At 54.0% G+C, this 17,538-nt stretch carries 13 protein-coding genes; 4 read left to right on the top strand and 9 right to left on the bottom strand.

The genetic code is table 11. The features are described 5' to 3' along the window. Window positions 1-74 precede the first annotated feature (74 nt). Genes WA318_RS14880 through WA318_RS14860 form a run of 5 tightly spaced genes read right to left on the bottom strand, consistent with a single transcriptional unit; the run spans window position 75 to window position 5,780 of the window. Window positions 75-974, bottom strand: coding sequence for a lipid A biosynthesis lauroyl acyltransferase (locus tag WA318_RS14880; protein WP_336082323.1), 900 nt, complete (start codon window positions 972-974; stop codon window positions 75-77). Next, window positions 967-1,938 carry a tetraacyldisaccharide 4'-kinase gene (gene lpxK, locus WA318_RS14875; RefSeq protein ID WP_336082320.1) on the bottom strand — a complete coding sequence of 324 codons (972 nt, stop codon included), beginning with the start codon at window positions 1,936-1,938 and terminating at the stop codon, window positions 967-969. Before lpxK ends, WA318_RS14880 begins: the two co-directional genes overlap by 8 nt. Next, window positions 1,931-3,223 (bottom strand): 3-deoxy-D-manno-octulosonic acid transferase, encoded by a 1,293-nt coding sequence (locus tag WA318_RS14870; protein WP_336082318.1) that lies wholly within the window; start codon window positions 3,221-3,223, stop codon window positions 1,931-1,933. Before WA318_RS14870 ends, lpxK begins: the two co-directional genes overlap by 8 nt. Beyond that, the gene (locus WA318_RS14865; RefSeq protein ID WP_336082316.1) at window positions 3,220-3,987 is read right to left on the bottom strand and encodes a lysophospholipid acyltransferase family protein; all 768 of its coding nucleotides are present in this window, start codon (window positions 3,985-3,987) and stop codon (window positions 3,220-3,222) included. The genes WA318_RS14870 and WA318_RS14865 overlap by 4 nt, the downstream gene beginning before the upstream one ends. Window positions 3,988-4,013: 26 nt before the next feature. Continuing rightward, on the bottom strand, window positions 4,014-5,780 hold the full coding sequence (locus WA318_RS14860) for an ABC transporter ATP-binding protein (protein WP_336082314.1): 1,767 nt from the start codon (window positions 5,778-5,780) through the stop codon (window positions 4,014-4,016). Between the two features lie 219 nt (window positions 5,781-5,999). On the opposite strand from WA318_RS14860, the gene WA318_RS14855 reads away from it, so the two are divergent. Then, window positions 6,000-6,800 carry a hypothetical protein gene (locus WA318_RS14855; protein ID WP_336082313.1) on the top strand — a complete coding sequence of 267 codons (801 nt, stop codon included), beginning with the start codon at window positions 6,000-6,002 and terminating at the stop codon, window positions 6,798-6,800. 19 nt (window positions 6,801-6,819) lie between these two features. Here the strand turns inward: WA318_RS14855 and WA318_RS14850 are convergent, their stop codons facing one another. Both WA318_RS14850 and WA318_RS14845 read right to left on the bottom strand, forming a co-directional pair. After that, window positions 6,820-7,950, bottom strand: a complete 1,131-nt coding sequence (locus WA318_RS14850) for a glycosyltransferase family 4 protein (RefSeq protein WP_336082311.1) — start codon at window positions 7,948-7,950, stop codon at window positions 6,820-6,822. Beyond that, complete coding sequence (locus tag WA318_RS14845) at window positions 7,947-8,864, bottom strand: UDP-2,3-diacylglucosamine diphosphatase (protein ID WP_336082309.1); 918 nt, start codon at window positions 8,862-8,864, stop codon at window positions 7,947-7,949. Before WA318_RS14845 ends, WA318_RS14850 begins: the two co-directional genes overlap by 4 nt. Before the next feature lie 219 nt (window positions 8,865-9,083). Between WA318_RS14845 and WA318_RS14840 the strand changes: the two genes are divergently transcribed. Beyond that, window positions 9,084-10,031 carry a diacylglycerol/lipid kinase family protein gene (locus WA318_RS14840; protein WP_336082307.1) on the top strand — a complete coding sequence of 316 codons (948 nt, stop codon included), beginning with the start codon at window positions 9,084-9,086 and terminating at the stop codon, window positions 10,029-10,031. 90 nt (window positions 10,032-10,121) lie between these two features. On the opposite strand, the gene WA318_RS14835 is transcribed toward WA318_RS14840, so the two are convergent. After that, a complete protein-coding gene (locus WA318_RS14835; RefSeq protein WP_336082304.1) occupies window positions 10,122-13,148 on the bottom strand; it encodes an aminotransferase class III-fold pyridoxal phosphate-dependent enzyme in 3,027 nt (1,008 codons plus the stop codon). Window positions 13,149-13,291: 143 nt separating this feature from the next. Here WA318_RS14835 and WA318_RS14830 point away from each other — a divergent pair, with 143 nt between their 5' ends. Next, window positions 13,292-13,717, top strand: coding sequence for an Lrp/AsnC family transcriptional regulator (locus WA318_RS14830; protein WP_181850320.1), 426 nt, complete (start codon window positions 13,292-13,294; stop codon window positions 13,715-13,717). 229 nt (window positions 13,718-13,946) lie between these two features. Continuing rightward, window positions 13,947-16,010 (top strand): HAMP domain-containing methyl-accepting chemotaxis protein, encoded by a 2,064-nt coding sequence (locus WA318_RS14825; RefSeq protein ID WP_336082301.1) that lies wholly within the window; start codon window positions 13,947-13,949, stop codon window positions 16,008-16,010. Between the two features lie 104 nt (window positions 16,011-16,114). Here WA318_RS14825 and WA318_RS14820 read toward each other — a convergent pair whose 3' ends face one another. Next, window positions 16,115-17,464, bottom strand: a complete 1,350-nt coding sequence (locus tag WA318_RS14820; RefSeq protein WP_336082299.1) for a TldD/PmbA family protein — start codon at window positions 17,462-17,464, stop codon at window positions 16,115-16,117. Window positions 17,465-17,538 lie beyond the last annotated feature (74 nt).

The raw sequence follows: 17,538 nt of genomic DNA, 5'->3' as shown, positions 1-17,538 counted from the left end.
CAGAACATCAAGCCGCAAGTCTGAGGCAATGGTGTTCCTATTGGGTTAATGCACCGGCCGGAATTTCAAGCAGATCAGTTCGGCCAGCGGCGATGAACCCAAAGCCATTGTTCCGGGCGTTCGCGTATCCAGGATTCCAGAACCGCGTTTACATCGGTCATGATCTTGGCGACATCAGCGTGGCGGTCGCCGGTTCTGGTGACTGGAAGTGCCGGATAGAACGTCATGCGAAAATGCGCACCTTGTAGTCGTTCAACCCGCACCGGAATGATCGGTGCGTCATATTTCAGGGCAAATTGCGCAAGTGCGGGGGCAGTCATCGCATCACGGCCAAAAAACGGGACCGGGATGCCGTCACTCATTTTCTGATCGACCAGCATGCAGGCATGACCGCCCTGTTTCATAAAGCGTGTCAGTTTGCGTGCACCATCGGGGCCTTTTTGCACCAATTGCCCGCGGAAAGTCTTGCGCGCGCGCATGAACAGATCATCCACCCATGGATTGTCCGGTGCGCGATAGACACTCATCATGTCCATCTCAAGCACGACTGCGATGCACATGCTGACTTCCCAGTTGCCGATATGCCCGGTAAAGAACAGACCGGGTTTGCCGTCATCTTTAAGCGCACGTCCATTTTCCGCACCGACGATTTCAATGCGGGAACCACCGGGCCGCATTTTATGCAGATGCGGTATTTCGGCCGCAGACCGGCCAAGATTTTCCCACATATCGGCGATGATTTTTTCGATCTCGTCAGCGGACTTTTCAGGAAAGGCCTTGATCAGATTGTTTCGCGCCTTTTTGGATTGTCCGACTTTGGTGCCAATGGTGCGCAGTAACCAGCCGCCGAAATTTGACGCCATATCAACCGGCATGATCGCAAACAGCCAATAAAGAAGATACGCCCCGAACCCCTGAAGCGGGTGGGAGATGTATTTTTGGCGCATCCGGTAGAGATTGCTGTTCTTATCCATCGGCAAGTACTGTCTTCACAATCTGGGCAAGCTGATCGGGTGTCTCGAACACCAGTCGAATGTCGAGACTGTTTATGCCGACACGGCTTTCCAAAGGCAAGCGCATCAGATCTTTTTGCGTCGTAACCAGTGTTGCGTCCAGACGTGCTGCATTCATGCGCAGGGTCTTTAGCTCGTCGGTTGTAAACACATGATGATCATCAAAGTCGTTTGTTGCAACGATCCCGGCACCAATTGATTTCAGGGTGTCATAGAATTTTTGAGGGCGTCCTATGCCGGCAAAGGCCAGGACTTTCTTGCCTGCAAACTCTGATCCGTTGATCGGCTCGATCCGGGCACGCAACACAGGGACGGATGCCGGAAGGTTGGTAATAAAGGCGGGCGTTTCATCCCCGATCAGGATGATGGCGCGGACTTTCTCCAAACCACTGAGCAGCGTTTCACGCATTGGACCAGCAGGCATGACACGGCCATTGCCAATCCCGTACCGGCTGTCGATGACGGCAAAACTGCAATCCTTGATCACGGACGGGTTCTGTAAGCCATCATCGAGAATGATGGCATCCGCACCGGCGTTACGGGCCGTTTCGGCACCCAGAAAGCGCTCACGCGATACCCATGCAGGGCCATGCTGTGCGAGCAAAAGGGGCTCGTCCCCAACCCCGGATGCCGTGTCATGAACGGGATCAACGCGATGGGGCCCGGCGACCGATCCCCCGTATCCGCGACTGACAAAATGCGGGGTGCGACCCAGTGCTGTCAGAATGTCATACAGCGCAACAGCGGTCGGGGTTTTGCCCGCACCACCAACCGTGAAATTGCCCACGCAAAATACGGGGCACCCCGGATGACGTGGGGTGGTGGATTTGTTGCGGATACAGGCACCTGCCTGCCAAAGCAGGGACAACGGACTTAAGATTTTCGGGACAAGGCCATCTTGCCGCCAGAAAAGCGGATCACGCATGATCCACCTCGTCGATTGCTTTTTGCGCCATTAACGGGCGCAAGGCATCAACGGTGCGCTCAAGGACTTCGGCCTTGGAATTGGCGTATTGAAGGGCCGCGGCGGCAACCTTTCGTGCTGCGGCGTGATCACGCAACAAGGCACCAACCTGACGGCATAGATCATCGGCATCCGTTGCAAGGCGGCACGCTCCGACGGCGCGCATTTCTTCACTGATTGTGGTGAAGTTGCTCATATCCGGGCCGTGCAGAATGGCACAGTCAAGCCGGGCCGGTTCAAGCGGGTTCTGGCCGCCACTTGCACAGAGGGTTTTGCCCATAAAGCAGACCGGTGCGATACGGTAGAACAGGCCGAGCTCGCCAATGGTATCGGCAAGATAAATATCTGTTCCCGGTGTGATCGCATGGCCGCGGCTTCGCCGGGCAACTTGCAATCCCTGTGCGATCAGGTCTTCCTCGATATCCTCGGCGCGGTCGGGATGACGTGGCACAATGATGGTCAGAAGTCCGACCTGTTCATGGGCGAGCTTTTTGTGGATATCACCGGCAACGTGCTCTTCCCCGGCAAAGGTACTTGATGCCAGCCAGACCGGGCGTTGACCGATCTGTTCTTGCAGATTGGCAAGTTCGGTTGCGTCCGCCGGAAGCGGCGGGGCGGCAAATTTCAGGTTGCCGACCGTTTTTACATTGCTTGCACCCAGACTTTCAAAGCGTCGACTTTCTTCATCGCTTTGGGTCAGAACAAGGTCAAAGGCGGCAATGACCGGACGGATAAAGGACGGGAAGCGGGAATATCCCTTGAAGCTTTTTTCCGAGATACGGCCATTCAGCAGTGCAAGTTTTACCCCGGCCTTATGCGCCTTGGTCAGCATGTTCGGCCAAAGGTCACTTTCAAGCCAAAGGGCAATGTCGGGCTTCCAGTGATGGAGAAAACGCGCGACACAGACCTGGCGATCAATCGGAACAAACTGGTGAATGACCCCCTTGGGCAGGCGGGCATGCATCAATTCCGCCGATGTTACGGTTCCCGTGGTGACCAGAACGGACAAACCGGGGTAACGACGGCGAATTTCGTCAATGACGGGAAGAGCCGAAAGGGATTCTCCGACACTTGCGCCGTGGATCCAGACAAGATGCCCCTTGGGGCGCATGGCACTTGGATGACCGAACCGCTCACCGATGCGACCGGGATCTTCCTTGCCGCGTTTCTTGCGCCGGTTCAGATAGAAATGGAGTGCTGGTCCGAGCAGGCGGGTTGCTGCGCGATATGCATAAAACAGGCTCATTGCCCGGTTTCCCCTGCTGCCATGGCAGAACGTTTCTGTTTTGGCACTTCGTCTGGCCCGGCAGGCGGAATGGCGTTAAGGCCAAGGGCGACGTCCGTGCTTTGTGTCAGCGCGGTCAGGGCATTTTCAAGTTCCAGCCGCTTGGCTTCCAGTCCGGCATCGTCAAGTTTGCGATCGACAAAGATCGGCTCCCCCCAATGAAATACCCCGCGAGAGAACGGTAATGGCAGGATGAACCGGTCCCAGCTGCCAATCACCTTGCGGTTGGAGGCGGAATAGGTCAGTGGGAAAATAGGCACATTTGCCATGCGAGCGGCCTGAATGATCCCGTCGGATGCGCGCATACGCGGGCCTCGCGGGCCATCGGGCGTCATGCCAACGACTTCGCCCGCTTTCAATACTTTCAGGATCTGGCGAAGGGCAGCGGCACCGCCTTTGCCCTTGCCGGTCGATCCTGCAATTGTCTTGATGTCAAATTGCGCAATGGTTCGCGAGATGATTTCACCATCACGATGAGACGAAATCAGCATGTTGAACGGGCGATCACCTGCGACCGAACGCCAAGTATAGGGCATCATCAAAAGACGCTGATGCCAGAACGCCACAATGAAGGGTTTGCCCTCTGTCAGATAATGAGCGGGATGATCGCCGCCTTTGGTTTCCCAGCGTCCGGTTCGACGAATGAAACGGACATAGGTTGCCGCAAGCCAGCACAAAGTGCTGCGCATCGTGTCGCTTTTGATGATCCGCTTATGCCACTGCACGCCTGATTATCCTGAAATTACCCGGATCAGTTTCCGTTTTCCTCAGAGAATTGCAAGTTATAGAGGTTCGCATAAGCGCCTCCCAGTGCAAGCAATTCTTCATGTTTACCTTGCTCGATGACGCGACCATTATTGATCACACAGATTTTGTCGGCATCAACGATGGTCGACAAACGGTGCGCAATCACAAGGGTCGTACGGCCTTTCATCAATTCGGCAAGCGCACCCTGAATGTGACGCTCTGATTCTGTATCAAGGGCCGAGGTGGCCTCGTCCAGCAACAGGATCGGTGCGTTTTTCAGCATGGCGCGCGCAATGGCGATACGCTGACGCTGGCCACCCGAAAGCTTCACACCATGCTCACCGACAATGGTGTCATAGCCATTTTCAAGTTGCAGGATGAAATCATGGGCGGCGGCGTGACGGGCTGCTTCTTTAATCTCGGCATCGCTTGCACCCGCACGACCATAGGCGATGTTGGCGCGCACTGTATCATCAAACAGGGTGATTTCCTGACTGACCAATGCCGTTGCCTTGCGAAGACTTTCAAGCGTGATGCCGCGAATGTCCTGACCATCAATGCTGATCGCACCGTTATCGATGTCATAAAAGCGCGGGATCAGGTTCAGAATGGTAGATTTGCCGGCCCCGGACGGCCCGACGAGGGCGACGGTTTCACCAGCCTTGATATCAAGATCAATATCGCGAAGCGCGGTGATTTCCGGGTTATAGGAAAACGCGACATTTCTGAAATTGATATTGCCGCCCGAAACTTTCAGTTCCCTGGCATCCGGGGCGTCCTTGATCCCGGGTTCGATATCGAGAACCGTGAAAACGCGCTGCGATGCTGCAAGACCCTGTTGCAAGGTGATGTTGATATTTGCCAGACGCTTTACCGGCTCATATGCAAGCAAGAGTGCTGTGATAAAGGCAAAGAAGCTGCCCGGATCGCTCGATCCGTCAATTACGCGGCTGCCGCCATAAATGATGATCGCAGTGATCGCAGCACCACCGAGTGTTTCCATGATGGGGGACGAACGTGCACTGACAGTTTGCGCCTTGAAGCTGAGATTAAAGACAATTTCAACAAGTCTGCCCATACGCGAACATTCATAAGGCTCCATGCCATAGGCTTTGACGTGGCGAATGCCCTGGAAAGTCTGTTCAAGCAGTGTCGCGAATTCACCGATCTGCTGTTGGGTATTGGCCGACACTTTACGCATCCGGCGTCCCAGACGCGCAATTGGATAAATTGCTGCGGGAAAGACCGTGAACGCAATAATGGCAAGCAGCCAGTCTTTGTAGAACATCACGCTGATCAGAACGATTGCCGTCAGCAGGTCCTTGCCAAAGCCGGTCAGCGAGTTCGAGACAGCCGCGCGCATTGCCGTGATGTCATTGGTAAAGCGGGTTATCAGCTTGCCGGTATTGGTGCTGTGGAAAAAGCCGATATCAAGACGAATGACATGCTCGTAAAGACGGTTCTGGATATCTGCCAGAATACGCCCGCCGACATAGCTCATCAAAACGGTCTGGCCGTAATTTGCAAAGCCTTTAAGAGCAAACGACCCCAGCACTGCTGCGCCAACAGGGACCAGCATTGCCTCTTTTTTATTGATGAAGACATCATTGATGATCGGATCCATCAACAGGGCATAAAGTCCCGTTGCGCCTGCCATCAGAGCCATACACAGAAGGGCAAGGAAAATCTTGCCGAAATAGGGGGCAACGGCGTCCTTGACGATGCGCTTGACCAGAGGCCAGGTTCCCCAATGTTCTGTAGTGTGGTCCATGGAGTTTTCGGGCAATTGCTTCTTCCTGGTCGCTTCCGCCATTTCCACATTGTATCGGATTGATACTAACGATATGGATAGGGCTTCAAAATAATATCAAAGACACGCGCTGTTGCTAACATGCCGGGAGTTGGGCGGCAAGCCGCAGGACGCGCGCGACGGGCACAAAATTACTTTGCTGTTTAGCAGGGTACGAAGAGCGACATATAAGACAAAATAATGAACGAGCAACTACACGCACTTGTAGAGCACACAATTGCTCAAGGTGTTGGCGCACGGGTTTTTCCGCTGAGCTGGAATGGCAGGCGTATCTGGGTCAAGCAAGCGGTGCCGGCAAAGCAGAAAGTCTGGCATCGGTTGCAGCGATTTTTGGCCAATATCACCGGCATTCCCCTGTTGCGCCCAACGGTGTCGCCGGGCGGAAAAGCGGGTCTCGATAGCGAGGCCGCGACGCTTCGTAACCTTGCTGCCAAGGGTATTCTGGTGCCGGACCTGATTGACGAAGGTGCCGGCTGGATTGCGATTGGCGACAATGGCGGGATACTGAAATCCTTCATCGAAGATGAAGTGCGCGCCGGGAATGATGATAAGGTCAAATCATACATAACGGCCGCCGCCAAAGCCTTGGCCCGATTGCATATGGCAGGGGTCTCACATGGGGCACCGTTGCTTCGAAACATGACGAACCGCGAAGATGGCGAGATCGGCTTTATTGATTTTGAAGAAGATCCCAATGCCCGAATGCCGGTCGCAGATGCACAGGCGCGCGACGTTTTGCTGTTTGTTTTTTCCATTCAGCGCGAATTCAAAAAACGTCCGGAACTGTTGCGTGCAGGATGGAGTGCATATGTCACAGCGGCGGGCAAGGATGCAGCGCAGCTTTTGCCACTGCGCAAGGTAATCCGTCTTTTGCGTCCGGTTTACCTGATCCTGCGTCCGTTCCGCAGATGGCTTGGCACCGATGCGCTTAACGGGCTTCTGGCCTATCGCACATTGCGCAAAAGTCTTTATCGTAATTAATTGTCCCGACTGGCCCCGCTTATTGCGCGGGTTGCCCAATCGGGACGGTGCCGGTTTCATGGCTGTCCGGTTCGGACGGGGTGTCCATGTTGCCGGTTCGTGCCGCATCATCAAGGGAAATGCGGATGGCCTCGATCCCGTCAAACCCGCCGGAAAAGGGTGCAAGATTGTGCAGGAACTGATTGGCGGAATTTTGCCAGCTATATTGTTCGGCCAGCGCACGGGCATCTTCTGATTTAAGGTCAAGGGCGGCGAGTGCCGCCTCGCGAAGATCGGCATCAATCGCGCCTGCCTTGGTGCCGCGCACGATATCGGCGGGCCCCTGAACCGGGAAGACGGCAACAGGGGTTCCCGATGCAAGTGCTTCAAGGATCACAAGGCCAAACGTGTCGGTCTTGCTTGGAAACACAAACACATCCGCAGAGGCAAAAGCCTTGGCCAGATCTTCGCCAACCTTTTTGCCAAGGAACTGAGCATTGGGATACTTGCCCTTAAGCTCATTCAGTTGCGGGCCATCGCCGACCACGAACTTGGTGCCGGGCAAGTCAAGATCAAGAAAATGACCAATATTCTTTTCAACCGCGACCCGGCCAACGAACAGCCAATGCGGTTTGGGAAAATCGCCAAAGCTTGCATCCGGGCGTGGCCGAAACAGATCAAGATCAACCCCGCGCGACCAGATATGCAGATTATCAAAACCCCAGTCGGAAAGTTCCTGGCGCAGGCTTTCGGTTGCCACCATCACCGAACGGGACTTCGAATGGAACTTTCGCATGCCGCGATAGGTGATCGAAAGCGGTAACCGCCAGCGCGCATGAATATATTCGGGAAAACGCGTGTGATAGGCGGTTGAGAACGGCAGGCCGTGTTTGAGGCAATAGGACCGTGCCGCCTGTCCAAGCGGTCCTTCGGTAGAGATGTGAATTGCAACCGGGTGCAGGGCCTCGATCATTTTTGCCATCTTGCGTTTGGCAAACAGGGCAAGGCGGATTTCCGGATAGGTCGGGCATGGAATGGTTTTGAACTGATCGGGCGAGATGACGTGAACGTCATGCCCCATCTCGCCCAACTCGCCGCGTACGGTTTCAAGGGTACGGACAACACCGTTTACCTGTGGGTACCAGGCATCGGTTACGATCAGTATTTTCATGCAGTCTTTCCAATTGGTGCATCATTGCGTTTTTTTGATGCACCTGATGTGGAGCTGCCCGTGCTATGGGCGATGCGGAACATGGAAATCAGTTTGCCAAGACCCAGTGACGGGGCGCTTGATGCATCGCGGCCCGGATTGGAATGGCTCATCGCCATCTGGCGCATTTCTGCCCAGTGAAGCAGTTCAAGTTTGCCGTTCATGTCTTCGACAAGGGCCGTGCAGCTTTCGACCCAGTCACCGTCGTTGCAATACAGAACATCCCCGATCATGCGTTTTTCAGCATGATGGATATGCCCGCATACCACGCCGTCGACCTTGCGTTTGGCAGCTTCGTGGGCAACAGCATTTTCAAAATTACAGATGAACTGGACCGCGTTCTTGACCCGGTTCTTCAGATAGGCCGACAGTGACCAGTACCCATATCCGAGACGGCGGCGGATGCCGTTGTAATAGCGGTTCAGAACGATGGCGAGGTTGTAGGCCGTGTCCCCAAGATAGGCGAGCCATCTTGCATATTTGACAACACCGTCAAATTCGTCGCCATGAATGACCAACAAACGTTTGCCGTCGGCCGTTTCATGGATATCGTTCATTTTGACATCGACATGCCCGAAGGTCATATCAACAAATTCGCGGGCAAATTCATCATGGTTTCCGGGGACAAAGATGACTTTGGCGCCATTTTTTGCCTTATCCATGATTGTCGTGATAACAGCGTGATGACTTTCCGGCCAATACCAGCTTTTCTTGAGCCGCCAGCCATCAATAATGTCACCGACCAGATAGTAGGTGTCTGCTGTTACTTCATTGAGGAAATCCAAAAGAAGATCTGCCTGACATCCACGTGTCCCCAGATGGACGTCTGAAATCCAGACCGTGCGGTAATGCGGTTGCAGCGTCATCGCTGTCATTGCCGCTCCTCCGTATCCTGCCAAAAGGATGGCTGGAACCCGGCATTTAAAGGTGCCGAATACTGTCCTCAACCAGTATCGGTTTAGAATAAAAAACGTGACAACATAACCCGTTCACAGAAATTTCGTCGTTCTGTAAAGCAACTGTTACATATTTTCTTTCATATGGTGTTTCGTATGTATGATTTATTTCGGTTTTATTTCGGAAGTATGTTCTGAATGGCTCATGCCGATGTAACTGTGATCTTTAATCCGCGTGCGGGCGGCAATAAACAGCGATTCCTGTCGAGTATTTTGCAGCACGCGGGGATCAAGGTTGAATTGTTACAGACCACCCATCCGGGCCATGCACGCGAGCTGGCCCGCAAGGTGCGCGCCCATCAGCGGCTGTTTGTGGCGGGTGGTGACGGATCACTGAACGAAGCACTTAACGGCTTGCTTGACGCCCAGATCGAGGGACATGAAGTCCCGCCACTTGGGGTGATCCCGCTGGGGACCGCAAATGTTCTGGCCGTCGAGGTTGGTCTGGAACGCAAGGCAAAGGCGATTGCCGACTATATCAACAATCCCGGTCAGGTCTGGATACGTCCGGGGCTGGTCAATGGACGGGCGTTCTTCCTGATGGTTGGCATGGGGGCAGACGCCGATACGGTTGCCAATGTATCGCTTAAGCTCAAACGCCTGATCGGCAAGGGGGCCTATGTCCTTGAAGGTCTGCGCAACATCATCTTTCCACATCACCGGGATTTTGAAGTCAATATCGGGCGGGAAAACTATCGCGTGGCTGGCGTGGTTGTTACCCATGCCCAACATTATGGTGGCGAGTTCATTATTTCCCCATCCGCCAAGCTGACCGATAACGGTTTTGACGTGGTGCTGATGCCTGGCAACGGTATTGGTGCGCTGTCGCGATACGGGCTGGCACTTACACTTAACCGGTTACACGAACAAAGTGATGTTTCGGTTGTGCGTACAGAACGGGTCACCATCACCAGTCATTGTGGGCCAGCGCCAATGCAAATTGATGGTGAGAGTGCAGGAAAGCTTCCTTGTGAAATCAGTTTGTCGCCTTATCCGGTGCGTCTGATGGTGCCGCAAGCCTATGCACGCGCTGCTGGTGGTATGGTCGATTCAGGCAATCAGCCCCTTCAACTGACCAAGGCTTAAGCCAACAAAGCGGGGACACAGAATTGACGCATCCCGGCCGGTGATCGCCGGGATGCTTTTTTGTTTGTTGTTCAGATCACCTTGCCGTTGTCAGGGGGTGACCAAGGCCAGACATTCCTCGAAATTGCCGAGGAACGTGTTGGCGTCATCAAGGTCAAAGGTGATTGGTGGCTTTATCTTGATGACATTGTCCATCGGGCCGTCGGTCGAAATCAGGATGTTGCGATCCTTCATCATATTGGCAATCTGCCCGGCCTTTTCGGTTGCCGGTTCCTTTGTTTCAAGGCTGTGTACCAGTTCGATCCCGATGAACAGACCTGCACCGCGAACTTCGCCGATCAACGGATTTCCTGCCGCAATTTCACGCAATCTTGCCATCATATGATCGCCGACAATGCGTGCATTCGCCTGAAGACGTTCATCACGGATAACATGCAAAACTTCACGCCCGATGGCACATGACACCGGATTGCCGCCAAAGGTGTTGAAATATTCCATGCCGTTGTAAAACGCATTTGCGACCTCGCGGGTGGTAATCACCGCACCAAGCGGATGGCCATTGCCAATCGGTTTGCCCAGCGTGACGATATCGGGCACCACGTCTTGCAGTTCAAAGCCCCACATGTGGCTTCCGACGCGACCAAAACCGACCTGGACTTCATCGGCAATGCACAGACCACCGGATGCACGAACGGCCGCGTAGATGTGTTTGAGATAACCGTCAGGCAAGAAGATCTGCCCGCCACATCCAAGAACAGATTCCGCGATGAAAGCAGCAGGCGGGCGGCCTTCGGCCTCAAACGCGCGAAGCTGATCAATCGCCAGATCGGCGTATTTCCTGCCGCATTCGGGATCATCGGAACGGATCGGTCCGCGGAACCCGTCGGGCATCGGACAGATTTTGACATGATCCGGGCATCCTTTGCCGCCCTTGCGATTGAACTTATAGGGGCTGAGATCAATGAGCGACGTCAGGTTGCCGTGATAGGCATGATCAACAATCAGCATTTCGCGGCGACCGCTATAGGCCTGTGCAAGACGGAGGGCCAGATCATTGGCTTCACTGCCCGAATTGACAAAGAAACAGACCGAAAGCGGATCAGGGAAGGTTGCGACCAGCTCGTTTGCATAATTGACGATATTGTCATGCAGATAACGGGTGTTGGTATTGAGTTCGGCAGCCTGTTTGGCAGCAGCAGCGACCACACGCGGATGCGAATGGCCGATATGGCAGACGTTATTGACCATATCGAGGTATTTTTCCCCGGTATCGGTATAAAGATACTGGCCCGCACCACGGACCATCTTGAGTGGCTTTTTGTATGAAATACTAAGGTTCGGGCCAAGATGACGGCTGCGTTCGGCGGTGATTTTTGCCGGTGCCCGTTCCACGATATCCTGGCAATCAATCGCCATGCCGAGCATCAGGTTCGGGTTGGGGCAGATGCTGCTCCAGACATTGGCCTCACTCGCGGCGGCGACCCCGCAGATATCTGCCCCCATACCGACCAGATCGACCATGATCTGGAAATGCAAATGTGGTGCCCAGTTTCCATTTTCCGGATAGGGCCCGACATAACCGACCAGTTCGCCTTTGCGCACGGTTTTGCCAACCGGACTGACGGGCAGGGACGTCCGGCTGAGATGGCCGTATTTGGTATAGAAAGTCAGCCCGCACGGTGTCTTGTGTTCAAGAATGATGATCGGGCCATAGTCAAAATCGCGCGCATTGTCGTTTGAAACGACAACCACACCGTCAAGCGGCGCAAAAAGTGGTGTCTGATCGGGAACAAACAGGTCAATGCCAAGATGCAGGCTGCGCCACTCGCCCCTGGTTGCGGTCTCGAAGAATGGCCCCTGATAGACTTTGCGGTTTTCAAGATACTTGCCAACGCCCACCTCGGCATTGGCGGCATCCATCGCGGCAAAGATGGCATCGGTAACAATGTTGGCCGGGCGGAGTTTGCCGTCCGGATCAAGGGACAGTCCGTTCAGATCAACTATATGCAGGTTGGATGCATCCATGGATTGCGGGATAACCGGACCGATCTGATCGGCATTGACCGTCAACCAGTTCACCACCTTGCGTGATCCGGGGCAGGGTTCCCAGCCACAGGCATCGCGGAAGCGGTAATGGGCGATGGCCGGATTGAGTTTTGCCATCCTGGCCAGAAGGTCGTTCACACCGGCCTGACTGATCAGAAGATAGTCGTTGTCGGGTTCCTTGGCATATTGCTGGGCCGCCATGCAGGCACTTTGGGCCAAACGGCAAGCAATCAGATCATAAAGAATGGCGACTTCATCTTCGCCAAGCGGGTTTACCCGGTGATAGGCAGTGATAATGTCAACAGCACAGGCGAGCGGATCTGGCTGATCCATCATCGCGTAGGCAAGTGCGACCGCCAGATTGCAAATGCGATGGGTTTCGATGAAGTCCCCGAAATCAATCAGGCCATTGATGGTCAGGTTTCCATCGACCAGCAGATTATAGTCATTGGCATCATTGTGAATGACCTGACGCGGTGTTTTGGCAAGTTTTTCGGCGATGCCGTGGTCGAAGCGGTCGAGAATGTCTGTCACATATGCACGCACATTGTCATCGCCAATCAGATCAGAAAATTCGCGATGCTTTGATGTCTGGGCGATATCCCAAAGGAAATCGCGATGGGCTGCCGGATGATCGAACTCTTTCATGCAGTCATCCAGACGGCCAAGCAGGGTCCCGATCTGGGCAAAATCAAGGTCGTGGGATTCCCGTGCCTTGGCCCAGACAGTGCCGTCAATCCAGTTCAATGTCCTTAGGAGACGCCGGTTGCCATCGTCATCAGTGATTGCGGTGGTGCTGCTATCTGCTTTGGATAGAAGTAATTGCGGTACCGGAAACCCGCCGATCCGGGCGATGTGATCAAGAACCTGATCCTGAGCCGCAAGCCAGTCCTGATCCGTACCCGGTGCATAAATCTTGAAGATGAACTGTGTGCCGTCTTCGCAGGTCATATGAAAATTCAAATCCCGCTCGCCGGGCAGGCGAATGGCCGTGGCGGCAAGGTTGAAATGCTGAGCGAACAGGACACAGGCTTCTTGTACGGAATAGATGTGAAAATCAGGACGGGACATGATCTGGCATTCTCGCATTGTGGCGTTGGTTGTTGATGCCAGTCTAGTTTTGTCATTTGGCCAATACTTTCGCCATTATGGCCAAAATATTGTTTTAATGGCTAACTATGTTAAGTTTGGTTCCGTTCAACGCCGGGGGCCAAATGCGTCATCTTGATGATACCGACCAGAAGATATTGCAGGTTCTGCGGGCCAATGGCCGCGAAAGTCTTAAGGGGATTGCTGCCAAGACCGGTCTGGCGCGGTCCACAATCCGGTATCGGCTTGAAAAGCTTGAGTCGGAACGGGTGATTTCCGGCTATGAAGTCAAAATCAATCCCGGTTCGGAAGCCGGGTTGTCGGCATTTCTGTTTGTGCGTTTAAAACATACGCCGGCACATGAAGTTATACGCCATTTGTCCGGGTATTCCGAAGTTCGCGGGTGTTTCTCGCTGGCGGGGGATCCGGACCTGATTGTGGATGTCAGGGTCGATAATAGCGAACGGCTCAACGCGCTTCGTGATGCGCTGGCGTTGTTGCCAGCCTGCGCAGAGGTCAAGACATCAATTGTCCTTAAACAGGAAATCTGAACCGGCCAAGCCGACGGAGATCATTCCAGCTATCTGCAAGGACAGGGAGTCGCCGCACTTTAGCAGGTTTATTCTACCTTTCCTTGTAATTCCCTCACTGCCACCAAACCTTTACTGTAATTGGTAATATTATAATTCCAATATGTGCGTAATGAACTCCCCATATGGGGATGAACGCAACGTTCAAGTGCAGATACCCTGATGTGCAAAGCGATCATGGTGTCCTGCCATGAACTCGGAGGGTATGATGGTGTCGCGTGTTTCTTCCGCATCGAATGGATCATTTTTTGCGAATTTGGGTGTCAAAACCAAGATCCTTTCCGGCTTTTCAGCCGTCCTGATCATTCTGGTCTCGGCATTGGCCTTTGCCTATTACAGCTTTACCCGGGTCGCACATGATGTTGATGAATACGCCCTGCGCGTAGAAGAGGCAGGTCTTGTCGCCCAGATTGAAACCAGATTCCTGCGTTTTAAAAGTCATGCCCAGGAATTTGCCAGTACAGCCAGTGCACAGGATGCGGAACAGGTTTTCCTGATAGCAGACGAAATTCGTCCGATCCTTGATCAGGCGTTGCAACGCTTTGATTCCGAAGAACATCGTGCACGTATTTCCAACATTTCAACCGCGCTTGATCGTTATATGCACGACTTTGAAAAGGTCCGAGATCTCAGCAACGAATATCACGCGATGATCCTTGACCGTCTTGAACCCGACGGGATCAAGGTCGTATCGGATATTAATGCCCTGATTGCGCGGGCAGAAAGCAGTCAGAATATCGATACCTTGAAAAAGGCAGTGGCGGCGCGCGAGCATGCCCTGCTGGCGCGGCTTTATGCCAATATTCTGATTGGTCGACAGGATGACAGTTTTGGCGAAAAAGCAGCCAGTGAATTCGGATTACTCAAGACCGGCCTGCTGGAACTTGATCAGACCGTCCCGGATGCTGAAGGCAAAAAGACCCTGTCCGAAGTCATGACACTGTTTGATGATTACCGCGAAGCCTTTGACAAGATCCGTTCCAACGAACTGATCATTATGGACACCGTTAATGGTGACATGGAGCAGGCATCCAATATTCTTCTGTCCGAAGCGGCCGATCTGATGACCGAATTCACAACGAACGAGCATTCAATTTTTGAACGGGTCATTCATGAAATCAAACTGGCTGAAATAGAAATTCTGATCGCATCTCTGGTGGGGATGGGGTTGGGAATTGCGATTGCGATGTTGATCGGGGATCGCCTTTCAAAGCCGATTGTCGCGATCACCGCGCTTATGCGCAAACTGGCGGACCACGATCTGAGTGTGAATATCCCGTGGCAGGAACGTCGCGATGAAATCGGGAAAATGGCCGGTGCCGTGCAGGTGTTCAAGGAAAACGCCATCCGTAATGACGAACTTGAAGCCAAGGCCATCGAAGACGAAAAGCGCGCCAAGGAAGCCCAGCGTCTTTTCATGAACCAGACGGCCGATACCTTTAATGCCGATGTCGGGCAGATCATTGAAACGGTTGCCGCAGCTGCTGTCGAGTTGCAGGCGACCGCAGACAGCATGTCGCGTCTGGCAAGTTCGGCCTCGGAACAGACCGTGGCCGTTGCGTCGGCAACCGAACAGGCAAGCGGTAATGTGCATTCGGTGGCGTCGGCGACCGAGGAGCTCAACACTTCGATCGAAGAGATCAACCGTCAGGTTGTTCATTCATCCGAAGTCGCCCGTAATGCCGTTGGCGAGGTCACGAAAACCAAGGCTGATCTCAAAGAACTGGTCGATGCGTCCGAGAATATTTCAAATGTGTTGAAACTGATTTCCGACATTGCGGATCAGACCAACATGCTTGCGCTTAATGCGACCATCGAGGCCGCGCGTGCGGGGGATGCCGGTCGCGGATTTGCCGTTGTCGCCAACGAGGTCAAAAACCTTTCGGACCAGACCGCAAAGGCGACCGAGGAAATCACCCGTTATGTCGCAAACCTTCAGACGCGTACCGGAAGTGCGGTCAGTCAGGTCGATGCGGTTGGTAAAACAGTCACGGACATGGAAGCCATCATCGCAACCATCTCCTCTGCTATTGAGGAACAGACTGCCGCGACGCGCGAAATCGCCTTTAACGTTGAACAGGCGGCAACGGGCACGACGGTTGTGAGTTCAAACATCGCAACCGTAAGCTCGGCCGTGAATGAGGCCGGAACGGCATCCGGTGATGTGTTGCGTGCGGTTGGCATGCTTTCGGAAAACTTCACGACGCTTAAGGGCGCAACGGATCATTTCGTCAGCACCATCAGGACTGCGTGATATCGGTTGCCCGCCGGGTATGTAAAATCGGCCATATGAAATGAAAGACGCCCGGTTTGGTTTGAACCGGGCGTCTTTTAATTCGTCTGATGATGTGATTGCGGCTACTGACCGGCCAGCGTCAAGCCATCAATGCGCAATGTCGGCGCGTTGGTGCCATATTTGAAGGTCAGGTCATTTGCCGGAACGGCTGTCCTGAACATGTCCTTGAGGTTCCCGGCGACAGTGATTTCCGATACCGGATAGGCAAGTTCGCCATTCTCGATCCAGAAGCCCGATGCGCCACGCGAATAATCGCCGGTGACACCGTTGATGCTGCTTCCGATCATGTCGGTGATGTAAAGGCCCGACTTGATGTCCTTGATCATGTCTTCGGGCGAAATGGTGCCCGGTTCCATGTACAGGTTGGTGGTCGACGGCCCCGGCAGGCTTCCGGCCCCGCGCGATGCGTTGCCGGTGGATTTCAAGCCAAGCTGGCGGGCCGAACGCAGATCCATGATCCAGGTTTTCAGGACACCGTTTTCGATCAGATGGCGTTTCTGGTTTGCGACGCCTTCGGCATCAAACGGTTTGGACCGCAGACCACGTTTGCGGTGCGGATCATCAATGATGTTGATATGCGGCGAAAAGATTTCGCTGCCCATGGCATCCAGAAGGAAACTGGTGCCGCGTGCAATGCCGGAACCGTTGATCGCCGATGAAAGGTGCCCGACGATAGATGCCGAAACCCGCGGATCATAGATCACCGGGACCTGCGTGCTTTTGACCTTACGCGGGTTCAGACGACGCAGGGTTTTTTCGGCGGCCTTTTTGCCGATATCGACCGGATCGCGCAGATCAGTCGAAAAGACTGCGCTGTCGTAATCGTAATCGCGTTCCATGCCTGTACCGGTGCCCGCCAATACGGAAACCGAGATATGGCTGCCGGACCCGGCATAGGAATTGGCAAAGCCGTTGGTGGCGGCAAGTGTGATCTGATGGCGGCCCCAACCAGCTTCTGATCCTTCGGAATTGGTGATGCCATCGACGGAGCGCGCGGCCTCTTCGCAGGCACTGGCCCATTCGATCAGTTTTTCCTGATCAACTTCGCCCGGCTCGCACAGTTCAAGTGCTTCGACATTGAAGGTTTCGGCAAGCTCACTTGGGTCGGCAATACCGCAATAGGGATCTTCCGGGGCATTTTTGGCCATCGCAACCGCACGTTCGACCAACTCGGCAAGGGCGGCGTCGCTGGTATCAGATGACGATACAACAGCCTGTTTCTTGCCAATCAGAACCCGCAGGCCAAGATCGGCCCCCTCGGAACGTTCAAGCTTTTCCATCTTGCCCAGACGCTGGGCAACCGAAAGCGATGTGCCTTCGACATAAACGGCATCGGCATCGTCTGCACCGGCCTTTTTTGCCTGTGCGAGAAGGTCATTGATGCGATCAAGTGTCATGTCGGTTTTGGGCATGGAGGCTCCCTTGTATCGGAATGTGTTTCTTACGTTATAGGGGGCACGAACGTTTTCGCATAGACCCGAAACAA

Source organism: Thalassospira sp. CH_XMU1448-2 (assembly GCF_037027285.1).
GTDB classification, from domain to species: Bacteria; Pseudomonadota; Alphaproteobacteria; order Rhodospirillales; family Thalassospiraceae; genus Thalassospira; species Thalassospira profundimaris_C.
This window is presented reverse-complemented; position numbering and strand designations above follow the sequence as displayed.

Bases quoted from the DNA above. Each gene is read 5' to 3' on its own strand.
- WA318_RS14880 (WP_336082323.1), bottom strand. From the start codon at position 974: ATGGATAAGAACAGCAATCTCTACCGGATGCGCCAAAAATACATCTCC.
- lpxK (WP_336082320.1), bottom strand. From the start codon at position 1,938: ATGCGTGATCCGCTTTTCTGGCGGCAAGATGGCCTTGTCCCGAAAATC.
- WA318_RS14870 (WP_336082318.1), bottom strand. From the start codon at position 3,223: ATGAGCCTGTTTTATGCATATCGCGCAGCAACCCGCCTGCTCGGACCA.
- WA318_RS14860 (WP_336082314.1), bottom strand. From the start codon at position 5,780: ATGGACCACACTACAGAACATTGGGGAACCTGGCCTCTGGTCAAGCGC.
- WA318_RS14855 (WP_336082313.1), top strand. From the start codon at position 6,000: ATGAACGAGCAACTACACGCACTTGTAGAGCACACAATTGCTCAAGGT.
- WA318_RS14850 (WP_336082311.1), bottom strand. From the start codon at position 7,950: ATGAAAATACTGATCGTAACCGATGCCTGGTACCCACAGGTAAACGGT.
- WA318_RS14845 (WP_336082309.1), bottom strand. From the start codon at position 8,864: ATGACAGCGATGACGCTGCAACCGCATTACCGCACGGTCTGGATTTCA.
- WA318_RS14840 (WP_336082307.1), top strand. From the start codon at position 9,084: ATGGCTCATGCCGATGTAACTGTGATCTTTAATCCGCGTGCGGGCGGC.
- WA318_RS14835 (WP_336082304.1), bottom strand. From the start codon at position 13,148: ATGTCCCGTCCTGATTTTCACATCTATTCCGTACAAGAAGCCTGTGTC.
- WA318_RS14830 (WP_181850320.1), top strand. From the start codon at position 13,292: ATGCGTCATCTTGATGATACCGACCAGAAGATATTGCAGGTTCTGCGG.
- WA318_RS14825 (WP_336082301.1), top strand. From the start codon at position 13,947: ATGAACTCGGAGGGTATGATGGTGTCGCGTGTTTCTTCCGCATCGAAT.
- WA318_RS14820 (WP_336082299.1), bottom strand. From the start codon at position 17,464: ATGCCCAAAACCGACATGACACTTGATCGCATCAATGACCTTCTCGCA.